The sequence below is a fragment of the Streptomyces sp. NPDC087844 genome (assembly GCF_044742785.1).
Lineage (GTDB): Bacteria > Actinomycetota > Actinomycetes > Streptomycetales > Streptomycetaceae > Streptomyces.
In genome coordinates this window covers 1-12097 of the sequence record NZ_JBIUVD010000054.1, presented here as the reverse complement: position 1 = coordinate 12097, position 12097 = coordinate 1, and the positions used below count along the sequence as shown (strand labels likewise).

Annotated in this window: 6 protein-coding genes and 1 pseudogene; 2 read left to right on the top strand and 5 right to left on the bottom strand. The window is 65.7% G+C overall.

The features are described from left to right. Positions 1 to 228: 228 nt before the first annotated feature. Both pglX and ACIOKD_RS41780 read right to left on the bottom strand, forming a co-directional pair. Positions 229 to 3831, bottom strand: coding sequence for a BREX-2 system adenine-specific DNA-methyltransferase PglX (gene pglX / locus ACIOKD_RS41785; protein ID WP_402093700.1), 3603 nt, complete (start codon positions 3829 to 3831; stop codon positions 229 to 231). After that, positions 3828 to 4520 (bottom strand): annotated as a pseudogene (locus ACIOKD_RS41780) (BREX system serine/threonine kinase PglW); the annotation flags it as partial. The pseudogene ACIOKD_RS41780 and the gene pglX, both read right to left, overlap by 4 nt. 8 nt (positions 4521 to 4528) lie before the next feature. Between ACIOKD_RS41780 and ACIOKD_RS41775 the strand changes: the two are divergent. After that, entirely contained in the window at positions 4529 to 6223 is a 1695-nt protein-coding gene (locus ACIOKD_RS41775; RefSeq protein WP_402093698.1) for an HNH endonuclease, read from the top strand. Positions 6224 to 6538: 315 nt separating this feature from the next. After that, a complete protein-coding gene (locus tag ACIOKD_RS41770; protein WP_328938692.1) occupies positions 6539 to 6667 on the top strand; it encodes a DUF6408 family protein in 129 nt (42 codons plus the stop codon). Between the two features lie 52 nt (positions 6668 to 6719). Here ACIOKD_RS41770 and ACIOKD_RS41765 read toward each other — a convergent pair whose 3' ends face one another. The 3 genes from ACIOKD_RS41765 to ACIOKD_RS41755 form a co-directional block, all read right to left on the bottom strand. Then, the gene (locus ACIOKD_RS41765) at positions 6720 to 8726 is read right to left on the bottom strand and encodes a DUF2075 domain-containing protein (protein ID WP_402093697.1); all 2007 of its coding nucleotides are present in this window, start codon (positions 8724 to 8726) and stop codon (positions 6720 to 6722) included. A 288-nt stretch (positions 8727 to 9014) separates the two neighbouring features. After that, positions 9015 to 10925, bottom strand: a complete 1911-nt coding sequence (locus ACIOKD_RS41760; RefSeq protein WP_402093695.1) for a DNA/RNA helicase domain-containing protein — start codon at positions 10923 to 10925, stop codon at positions 9015 to 9017. A 316-nt stretch (positions 10926 to 11241) separates the two neighbouring features. Beyond that, positions 11242 to 11457: a hypothetical protein gene (locus ACIOKD_RS41755; protein ID WP_402093694.1), complete on the bottom strand. Its 216-nt coding sequence runs from the start codon at positions 11455 to 11457 to the stop codon at positions 11242 to 11244. Between the last annotated feature and the right edge of the window lie 640 nt (positions 11458 to 12097).

Below are 12097 nucleotides of genomic sequence, written 5' to 3'. Positions count from 1 at the left end.
TGCCACGAGGACATCCACGACGGCCACGAAACCGCAGTTCACGAACATCACTGGAGAGCCCGTTGCGGTTAACGCCGCACGACGGGTTCGGGAGGAGGCCGTTGGGAAAAGGAGCAGCTCCGCTGCCACCTCGCCCGACGGCCCACCTCACGCTACGCATGCAGGAGCAGGGCCACCCGCGCACGCACCGGGTGGCCCCTAAACCGACTGAACTGGATTTACTCCTGACTACTGCTTCACTGCTGCGCGACGACCTCGGGTCGCGGCCGCAGGACGCCAGCCACGGAGGTCCTCGTCAGTGAGCCCGTGCTCGCCCTGCTTCTGCTGGCGGTAACCGGCGAAGAAGTCCGCCGGGGAGCCGCTATAGGACATGTCGAACTCGTTGTGCCACTGGGACAACCACGGCTGGAGTTCCAGCAGGCCGGCGAGGAACGGCGTGATCTCCTCGGTGGACAGCGCAGTGTTGGTGAAGTACGTGGCGAGGGCCTGCGCCTGCTCGCGGTGGTCCCAGCCAGCCCACCCGTACAGCTCGGGGGTGGCGGCGTTGGTCTGCCCGTAGGAGATGAACCGCTCCTTGGGCACGTCGAGCTTGCCGCGCGCCTTCCAGTAGGAGGGGCGGAGGAAGTCGGCCGAGGTGTACTTCGGCGGCACGGGGATGGAGTCCCGGATCTTCCGCTTGGCGGGCTCATCCGGGGCGGCATCCTCCTTGCGCTGGAGGTCCCACGCCTCTTCCCAGTCAGCGCGCTTCTTCATGCCAGAGGGCTTGTAGCGCAGGGGAGAGAGGAACGGCACATGCTCGCTGGTAATCAACTCAGCAACGACCTTCGCGAGTTCCTTACGGGGTGCGTAGAGCTTGGCGACGGAAACGAAGTCCTCGTCGCGCGAAAGGGCGTCGATGAGGCGAGCCAGAGTGAGGATGGCGGGCTGACCGTTCTCGTCGAACCAGAGGTCGCGGTTCTCCATCCGGTCGAGCAGCCAGGAGCGCAGGGCCTTCTCCTGGAGCGCGTCCCAGCCATCGGTAGCCCAGCGACGCTTGTACTCAGGGCGCTCAACCATGCCGATGGCACGGTTCGACTGGATGGCGTCGATCCGCTTCTGGACGATCTCCCGGTAGGGGGCGGGCCAGTGGGCGGGGATCTCGGTGACGGGCGCAAACTTGTGGTTGTGATGTCCAAACCACGACGTACTGACCTCACCGCGTTCCCTCTTTCGAGCCAACACGATAGCAAAGGCTCGTTCGGCAGGGGCAAGCAAAGGAAGGGCCTCAGCGGATGCAATGATCTCCTGATCAAGGAGACCGTAGAGAGCGTAGACTTGCCAATCCAGTTCCTCCTGGATGGAAATCATGCGGCCACGGATGGTCTCCCACTTCTCGCGACCCTCACGTAGCACAGTCGCAGTAGGCGCACTGCCAGAAACGATACAGGAGGGGCTATTCGCAGCAAGCTCCTGCACAAGGCTATCCAGTGCAGTTCCTAGCTTCAAGGGGAGCTCGGAAGGAATTGGAAATTCCTCCAGTTTGGTTCCCGTGAACTCGAAGCGGTGCTCCCAGGGTTCATCCGCGCCTGCTACATCCGCACCAGGACGCCCCTTGTCATGGCTGACCTGCCGAAGCCAGAACCCAGCCGTAGAACTGTTCAGCAGCCCAAGCAACCGTAGGTACTCTTCTTCACTCGCCCCCTCTCGCAACTTGATCACCGGGGCAGTTCGAATGAACCCGCTTCGGTCACGACGCAGAGTGAATTGATTGTGCGTGGCAACGAACGAAAAGGCGATCAGGAAGGGGGACCAATAACGTCTACGGTTAAAACTGGAGAACTCAAACCATGTCAGACCCTGCTCCTCTTGAGTGCCAGAGAGGGCCCTGCGTCGCCGAAGAAGCACGCGATTGCGCCAGAGCAACCGCTCAGTCGCATCATCAATGCGCGCGACCTGTGTCGCGTCATCATAGGGGAACAGAGTACCAATGCCGTCTTGAACACCCCACTCCCTGACGGACGCGCCCCCATAGAACGATCGGATAGACATGGGCGGGACGCCCAATCGCCGTGCGGCAGTTGCCCCGATCATGTAAGCGTCATCTTCTCGGGTTACGGCACAGAACCCAATACCCTCCGCCTCAGACGAGAGTTTGGCCACCTGCGCGCCTTCAATTTGAGCATTCAACTCCAGGCCACCGTCAGTCAAGATCCACGGCTGGCGCGCGAAGTGCTGCATTCGATCAAGGTCGTCCACGGATACCCACTGGCTTACCGATCCCGGCTTGTCGATTTGTGCAATAATCGCCTGCCAGACCAATCCCTCTTCGGCATTCTCTGGTGCAGACGGCTCCCCTTGCACGCTGCGAACCGTACGAATCGCCGTCGACCGACTGCTCCCGGCACGGCGCTTGCCAACCAGAATTACCGTCGGCGTGCCGTGCCCGGGGATGTACGCACCAGAGGTATCAATGACCTCAGTGAGCTCGACTTCATGGGCGAAGTAGTTCTCAATGAGCTTGGTTCCGAACTCTCGTTTCATGAATGAGTTCGCGGTGATCTGACCGACCATTCCATATCCATCACCCTCAACCTCACCTCGCTTAGCCAATTCATAGAACCGCTGAGCGAACGGCACCGACAGCGCATACTGCATGGCACATGCGTCGTACATGTTTTTATACAACGCATTAAGCTGCTTGTCTTTCACGGTGATGTACGGCGGATTTCCCACGACCACGTGGTACCGGCCCTGTTGCAGGATTCCGGAATGCTCATGCACGTCCTCCGTGGCGTACGCGAACGTGGCCAGATCGTCCGTGTCCTGGCCCTCCAATCCGTCAAACAACCCCAGTTGCCGGGACTTGATCAGCGAATCACCAATCGCGAGATGCATCGGCCACTCGTACTTCGCCGCCTCCTCCAGCGTCCGTAGACCGCCTGCCGCCATAGCCGCAACCAACAACCGGAACCGCGCGACAGCGACCGCGAACGGATTGATGTCCACGCCGTGCACCGAGTCCAGCGCAGCCCGCACCCGCTCGTGCACATCCCGCCCTGGCTGCCCCTCCCCCCACAGCCGCACCAGCCGCCGAAACGCCCCCAGCACAAAGTGCCCCGACCCACAAGTAGGGTCGATCATCTTCAGTTCCTCGTACCCGAACTCCCGCACCGCCGGGTTCATCGTGCGGTCGAGGATGAACTCCTCCACGAACTCCGGCGTCTGGAGCAGGGCATACGTCTTTCGCGCGAGCTCACTCAAGTCCTGGTACAAGTCCCCCAGGAACCGCGTGTCCCACCCTTCCGTACCGTCCTCGTTCAGCGGATCAGTGAAGTCGTGGACGAGGACGCCCACCTCGTCCCTCCCCCGCCAGAACTCGACCAGCTCCCGCGCACCGTCATGCGAAAGCGGTACCTGGTACAGCGGGTTGTGCCGCTTATCAAAAAGAAGCCGCCCTGCCTGCCCCTGCCCCAGTTCCTCGAACGCCTTCTCCAACCACCCGCGGTACGTCGGATCCTCATCCGACTCCACATACGCGTCGTACCGAGACTGCGCCAGTTCCCGCCGGTCGCCCTCCGCCCCCGTCAGATACGGCTCCGGAATCAGCCGGTTGTCCTCGCAGAACCGTACGAAGACAGTCCCCAGCACCCACGCCACCGCGACCTGCGTGACCCGCTCGTCCAACCACGCGTTCCACGTCGCCGCCGTACGCCCCAGCTTGCGTGCCTGGTCGTACTCGGACCTCAGCCGCGCACTGACATCGCCCAACACCTTCACCTGGCGTCCGAGGTCGGTCTCGACCGCCTTGACCTGCTGCTTCAGGTCGTTCAACAGAGCTTTGCGGTCGATCACTTCACGTCTCCCTCGACACCACTGGCACTAGCCGCACTGGCCGCACTGGCCGCACTAGCCACAACCTCGCCGGACCCCCGATGGACGTTGCCCACCCACGTGTCCGGAAGCTGAATCCACTCCCCCAGGCCGGCCTGGTACGGCACGGCCACCTGCCCGAGCCGGGGCTCGCGCAACGGGTCACTCTGCGGGACCAGGAGCCACAACCCCCGCCCGCCCTGCCGGGCCGCCGACGCCAGCCGGTCCAGGACGCCCATCGCGTCGTACCGCGCGAACACCCCCGCCTCCGTCAGCAGCACAGGACCGGCAGGGCCAACGGGTCCGCCGGCGCCAACAGGACCGGCCCCACCTCCGCCACCGACTCCCAGCAGCTCCGCGATCCGGGGCTCCACCGCCCCCCACGCCGTCCGCGTGTACTCTGCGAACCGCACCGCACCCTTCGAGCCCGGCTCGGCGGCGTCCGCCTTGAGCAGGGTTTCCCAGGTGGGCTTGGTGCCCGGTGTGACCTGCGCGTGCAAGGCCTCCAGGAACAGCTCCGTCACCGACACCGCTGCCGTGCCCAGCCGCTCCCCGCCCAACTCCCGTACCGCGTCCCGTACCAACTGCTGCCGTACGGTCAGCACCCGGTACCCGTCCCGGCGGGCCGACGCGAGCAGCCGTTCCTCCGCGCGTACCGCGCCCGCGAGTCGTCCTGGTCGTGGACGGAGACAGCTACGACTCGAAGGCCATAGCCGGCGTAGCCCATCTGTACTCGATCGGCACTCTGCTGTCGGCTGACGACTTCAGTGAGGGTGCGCGCACAGTGGCGCAGCGTCTGCGAGCACTCGGCTTCACCGTGAAGGAGGACGGAATCCCCACTGCGGACCGCCCGCAGCAGGTGGCGCCGCAGATACTTCTCCAGCCTCGTGGCGGAGCAAAGCTTCGAGGAGCACAGAACTTCGCCAAGTCGGTGCGTCAGGGCATTCGTATCGCAGACATCCAGGATGTGCTCGGTGACCAGGTGGCCACGCTGAATGCCCTGTACCCGGACGGAGTCGCTCGACTGTGGGGTGCCACTCCCACCGCGCAAGCCAACAACGAAAAAGTGCGGGCCCTGCGAGATCGCCGTGTCGGCGACGATGTGTACTTCTACACGGCGAACCATTTATTCGCTCGCGCACGCATTCTCCACCTGTTCACCAGCTCGCCTGTGGCACGAAGGGTCTGGGGAGCCGGCGACGACAACGCCACTTGGGAACACATCATGGCGCTGGGGGACGTCAAGGAATTCCCCAACCCTGTCCTCGCAGCGCCCGTGCTGCGCCGGATGAACGTTCGCGTACCTCTGCGGAGCCTTACTCTGCGGTCCCCCGAGAGTTACCGCAGCGTTCTCCCACTCCTGCCGGCGAAGAGCCAGCCGGTAGTTCCGTCAGCGTCGGCGCCGCCATCAGACACGACCACACCTGACCAGCTCACCGCAGAGAGCCTGCTGAAGCGCCTGGGCTCCCTCCACACTCATCGTCAACCAGGAAGCAAAGCGCCCAGCCGCCACCAGCCCTTGGCCTTGCTGTGGGCGATATCCCGGGTCTCCGCGGGCAGGCCACGCCTGGCACCGTGGGCCCTTTTCCGGGCGGAGGTGAGTCCGCTCCTCGCCGAGTTCGGACTCGCCGGTTCCAGAGTCACCCCCGAGTACCCCTTCTGGCACCTGCGCGGCAGCGGTCTCTGGGAGGTGCATGGGATGGAGCGTGACGTCGGTACTGCCCCTGGAACAGGCGCCCTCGACACAGACCAGCCCGTTGCCGGCCTCACCCACACAAGCGCTGAGCTGCTGAGGGACCCCCTCATCCGTCTGCAGGCCGTGATCACGCTGTGCAGCAGCACGTACTTCGACGGTGTCGACCAGCGTGAGTTGCTCGATCGGGTGGGCCTCGCCGGGTACGCCACGGCTGATGGCCTGCTCGACGGGGACGAGGGCGTTGTCGGCCAGGAGGGTGCCGCCGCAACCGAGCGTGCGACCGGTCCAGCCGCACGACGGACGCGCACCTCCTCACAGCTTGTTCGCGACCCCGCGATCGTCAGTAAGGTGAAGGAACTGCACGGCCACGCTTGCCAGATCTGCGAGACACGCCTGCAGTACAGACGCAGGCCGTACAGCGAGGCCGCTCACATACGCGGGCTCGGGAAGCCTCACAACGGTCCGGACGAGCTGCCGAACCTGCTCTGCCTGTGCCCCAACCACCACGTTCTCTTCGACGGGCTCGAGATCTACGTCGATGTCGACGCCATCGTGAGGAATACGCACGGGGGCGAATCAGTGGGACGGCTCCGCCAGCACAATGGTCATCACGTCGACGAAGCGCACCTGGACTACCACCGGACTCTTTGCGATCTGAACAGGATCACACGGGGCTGAGCCAGGTCATTCCGATTCGACCGCTGTCCCGCGACCGGCGACATCCCGTCCAGGTGCCATCGCGTCCGGTCGCGTCGCGTCCGGCAGCCGGGGGAAGGTACTGCGACCTCCTAAATCGGTCTGCGTCAACTGGCGCGTGCACTAACGTGGTTACCCGCTGCGCACCTTCCCGGAGGTACGTCGGCGGTGTTCCAGGTGCCGGTCCTCGGCGATGAGCCGCGAATGGTCTCCACCGCGTGTTTCACGCGGTGTGACTGCGGATGCCCGGTAGGGCGATCCCTGCCATTCCCAGCTCACGCTCAGGAGTGGAAACCGATGAACCCCGTTGAGTACACCCGTGCACGTCGTGACCGGATTCGTCAGATTCTGGTCGACGTCGCGGTGGGAGTCGTCACCAATCTTTTGGTGACGGTCCTTGCCGTGGCAGCGCGCCTGGTCTTCTGACCGGCAGGTGGCGGGCCCGGGAGCCCGCCACTCCACCTACTGGTCCGCCGCCCTAGAAGAGACGCATGTCCCCGGGCGGAGTGTCCTTCTTCTGACGCTTCCTGCGGCGGCGCCGTCCTCGCTCGGGACGGGGCAGATGTGGCTGTCGTGCCTGCTCCGGAAGGTTCTCCCAGGTGGGTCGCAGGCCGTGGATGTGGACGTCACCGACGAGCCCCTTCAGGTACTCCCGGGTCTCTTCGTCCGTGGAGTAGAGCACGGTCGCCCGGCTCGCCCGGGTCATCAGCACGTGGTACGCGTGCCGGACGAGCCGGGCGAACTCGTCGTCGTCCACGCTCTTCGGCCTCACCTTGGGGTCGAACGACCCGGGAACGGCCACCCGCTTGACGCCCGCTTCCTTGTCCGCCCGCTCCTTGCCCCGGCGGAACACCCAGCGGTCACCACGGCGCACCATGTCCTCGCCCATGATCACGCCGCACCAGTCCCACTCCAGACCCTGCGCGGTGTACACACAGCCGATCTGGCCGAGGCCGTTCTCGTGCACGGACCAGATTTTGGAGGGCGGGACGGTCTTGTTCTCGCAGAAGGAGTCGCTGTCCGCGTTCCACGGCCGGTGCCAGTCACCGATCCGGACGTCGGGTTCGAGCCGCTTCTCCTTGCCGAGGGGTTTCGTCCAGGGCCAGCAGTAACCGGCGACCATGCGGGCGGACGCACCCGCCCCGGCCTCGGATCGAATGATCCCCTCGAGTTCCTCCGGGCTGTCCACGACCTCGACGTGCATCAGTCCGTCCGGGGTCCATGGTTCCGGCTTCGCGTCGGCCACCCCCAGCGCCCCGCGCACCCAGCGGATGTAACCGTCGCTGCCGCCGCACCGGAACTGTTCCCGCAGGCTGCTATGGCGCAGGACGGCGCCATAGCGCTTCGCGGCCTCCTCCACGAGAGCGGCCGTGCCGACCTCCTGCGGGCGGACAGACTGCCCCTCGTCGAGGAAGAACACCGTCAGCCGGGAGGCATCGAGGAGTTCGTCCACCTGGGGTTTGGTGCCCCAGTCCTCGGGCTTCCAGAAGCGGTTGGTGGAGCGGTCGCGCAGGCGGTGGGCCTCGTCGCAGATCAGTACGTCCAGAGGCGGGTCGGGCGGGGTGACGAAGTTGCTGAAGTAGGTGAAGGACTCTTTGAACTCCCGGTCACCGTAGCCGACGTGCTCCTGCAGGGCTCCGTTGAAGGCCCGGCTGCCGCTCGCGTACTTGACCGTGCGCCCCTCCGCCTCCAGTTCGGCCTTGAGCTGGAGGCCGATGGCGCTCTTGCCCGTGCCGGCACCGCCCGTGACGAGGAAGACCACTCGTCGCTCGTCGGGAAGGAGGGCGGGTCGCTGCGCGTCGGGAAGGACTTGGGCGGCGGTCTCGAGGATCTGGTCCGCGACCTTCTTCTGACGGCCACGCAGAGTGAAGACCGTGTCCTCGCCACTGGAGCGGATCATGGCATCGAGCAGCGGAGTGTTACGCAGGCCCATGTTGCGTAATAAGATCTCGGCCGCCGAGTCGGCACCGTCGGCGGCGAAGCTGCTCCGCAGGTCCGACAGCAGTTGGGCGCGGCGGTCGTTCGTGTAGACACGGGCGTAGGAACCGGTCGGGGCGTCCACGCCGATCAGAGGGAGCACCGCCGCATCGGTGGCGTTGTGCAGATAGGCGAAGCCGCCGCACTCGAAGTCCAGGCCGTGCAGCGGCCCCCTGAGGCCCGTGAAGGCCTCGTGATATTCGCGCAGTTGAAGCGCGGGGTGCTTCTTTTCCCCCAGGCCCGGGACGTGCACCAGCTCCGCGGTGGCTCGCTCGACCCGGGTCACCGTCGACCAGCGCTTCAGCTCGACGAGTTGGACGGACAGTCCGTTCTCCTCGGGATGACGGCCCACGAGGACGACGTCGATGAGCCGCGGGTCGCCGGCCCGGTCGGCCTCGTCGAGCGTGGCCGCACACTCGACGACCATCTCGACGTTCCCCCGGTCGGCGGCGACCAGGTCTTCGGCAAGGTGCACCAGGCTCTCCGCCCAGGCGGAGCGTTCGCTCAACGAAGCATCGGTGCTGAGAAAGTGCTTCCACCTCGCGGCGAGGTGGGGCACCATACGGCGTCTCGAGTTCAGGGTCAGCAGATCCTGAGCTGCCAGTTTCAGCAGGAGCATGGACACGAGGTGGATCCCCCAGGGCACGAATGACTCGTGCGGATGGGGGCATGTCCACCTGGGAAGCCCGTCGGACCGCAATGACGCCTGGGATCTTAGGGAAGCGGCCCTCCACCCCGGGGCATATGACACGCCGGTCGGCTGGAAGCACGGGCATCATGGCCGGATAGCACGCGCTCACCGTCGCAGAAGGGGCTCCTCGATCGCGGCGAGCCTTGGCTCCGGTCGGCCGGACACCAGTTCCCGTAGCTTCTTCCGAGTCTCCGGATCGGTCGAGTACACGATCGTTCCGACCATGCCGCGCGTCAGCAGCACCTTGTACGTGTTCCGGATGAGGCGGTCCACGTCGGTGTCCGGTGTGGACTTCTTGAAGACCGGGTCCTTGGAGGCGGTGCGATCGGTGACCCAGCGATCACCCCGCCAGATCAGGTCCGGGCCGATGATGACGCCGGACCAGTCGTACTCGAACCCCTGGGCGGTGTAGACGCAGCCGACCTGCCCGAAACCCGCGGGGTCTGTGGCCCACAGCGCGGACTGGGGCGCGCCCGAGACCGACCGGTCCCCGCGCAGGTTCCACGGCCGGGCCCAGCGTCCGATGACGACATCGGCAGGCAGGGGGTCACCGGGTTTCGGCTCGGGGGACCATCGCCAGCAGTAACCCGCGGACATCCGGGCACCGTAGGTCTCGGCGCGACGGGCATCGAGGAACGCCTCCAGTTCTTCGGGGCTGTCCGCGACCGTCAACTGCATCCGGCCGTCGGGCTCCCACCCGACCGGCCCGCCGGGCTCGAGGCCGAGGAGCCGGACCACCCAACGCAGGTAGGCGTCACTCCCTCCGCAGCGGAACTGGCTGTCCAGAGGGATCACGTGGCAGTCGATGCCCCGCCTGGCCGCAGCCTCACGGATGTCGTCCACGGTGCCCATCTCACCGGGCCGCACCACCTGGTGCTCGTCGAGGAAGAAGACCGGAACGTGGGCGACGTCGATGAGTTCGTCGATCTGCGCCCTCCCGGTCCGCAGCGCCGCGCGCGTGTAACGGTTTGCGGACGTCTCCCGGACACGGTGCGCCTCGTCACAGATCAGAGCACCCAGGCTGTTCTTCTCCGTGGCCATGAAACTGTTGAAGTACTTGAAGAGATCCTGGACCTCCCGCTTCCGGGAACCGGCCACCTTGCGCATCGTCTTGGTGAACGACTGCGACCCGGTCGCGTGGACCGCTGCCACACCCCTCCGGTACAGCTCACCGAGCAGTTGGAGCGCGATCACGCTCTTCCCGGTACCGGGGCCGCCGGTGACGATGACGACTTCCTTGTGGTCGGCGCGCTTCGCCCTCTCCACCGCGTTGAGCACCATGCGGTAGGCGACCTGCTGCTCGTCGAGGAGGACGAACTGCTGCCGCTCCCTCACCTCCTCGGCTGCCACGGCCATCAGCTGCTTCGACGGTGCGGTGGCACCCGCGAGCAGTTCGTCGGCCGCAGGAGCACCGGAGTGCTTGTCACTCAGCTTCGACCGGAGGTGGTCCAGGAACGCTCCGCGACGCTCCCCCGTAAAGAGCAGTCCCTGCCCGTCGCACTCGATCTCCCGCAGGCCCGTCACCCCGAACTCGGTGGCGTTGTGCAGAAAGGCCAATCCGTGAATCCGCTCGCCGTGCTCGGCCAGGGCTCCGTTGAAGTTGACCAGGTAGTCGCAGTACCGCCGCACCTGCTCGATCGGGTTGAGCACAGGGTGCGCGTAGGCGTCGACATGGCACAGGGTGGGGTCGTCCTCGTGCGGAGCCGCCTGGCTCCACTGCTTCAACTCCACCACGACGTAGGAGGGCTCCTGCGTGACCGGGTGGACTCCGGCGAGGACGACGTCGGCACGCTTGCTGTTGAGCGGTAGCGCGTACTCCAGCATGACCTCGACGTCGCCCAGGCCGGCGTCGTTGAGCGCGGCGGTCAAGAGCGGGATGCTGCGCTCCCAGGAGCGCATCTCCGAAGCACCGGGCCGATAGCCGTGCGTGTGGACGAACTGGTCGGTGAGGTGCAGGAACAGTGAACCGTCGAGTGCCATGACGGCGACCGTTCTCGCGGACGCGCGGAACAGCAAGGACTTCCCCCAGGCAGCACGAAGAGACTCGTGCGGGTGGGGGCATGTCCTTCGAGACTCCACCGGGTGGAGCGGAAGCCCGTCGGGCCGCGTTGACGATGACTCCGAGGGTACCTGGCGGTACCCACGGTCGTACCGGTGGTCGTCGGTGGCGCCGGCGGACACCATGCGTCTCCCTACCGGCGTCCGGACACCGGAGCGCATGGCCTTTTGCCCAGGAGCCGGCGTGGTCGACCTCGGTGGCGCCCGTCGGCCCCAGCGGATGCGGCCGGTGCGGAGGCTCACAGGCAGCGAGGGAGCCTTGCCCACGAGAGCGTCAGGAACCTTCCGCGGGCATCAGGCCACCCTCCGACTCGATCAGGTCCCCGCCGGCGACCAGCACGCCGATGTCGGACGTCAGCGCATCCCGGATGTGGGCTCCGAGCCGCACCCACCCGAAGAAGCGAGCTGCCTCCCGCATCAGTTCCTCTCGGTGCACGCCCGGTCCTTCGACGACCGCGCTCTTGAGCAGGAGCTGCTCTTGGCCGAACATGCCAGTCAGCTCCGTGCTGTCCGGGGACAGGGCGTTTCGCCGTCGCGTACACACACCGCAAGGCTGCAGGAGAAGGCGACCTCTTCCCGGATCCATGGATAGCAATCACATGCACGGAAAGGATCCCTACAACGAATCGGTACTTACTTACATACAGGAGGAGGTGCAAGTGCCGAGGGACGGGCGTGAGTCCCACAACGAGTTGAGTGGCACCGTGTACGGCGCCGTCGTCCAGGCAGGTGCCGTGCACGGTGGCATCCACATCTGTTCGCAGGGGAACTCCAGCGCACAAACGCCCTAGCAGCTCCCACCGCTCGCACGGGTGATCGACCGGTCACCGGAGTTGGAGGCATTGGAGCGTCATCGCGCTCGTGCCGCGCGCGAGGGCCGGTCGACACTGGCCGCGGTGAGCGGACTGGGCGGAGTCGGTAAGACCACTATCGCGCTGAGGTGGCTGCATTCGCTGCGCCCGCACTTCCGGCGGGCCAACTCCATGCGGATCTAGGAGCTCAGTCACCCGAGGGACCGGAACACCCGGGAGAAGTACTAGGGCCTGTGTGACGTCGTGATCAATCTCGGGTTTTGGTCCCGTGCGTGGGTAGGACCTGGTAGGACGATGGGTGTGACACGTAGGCAACTC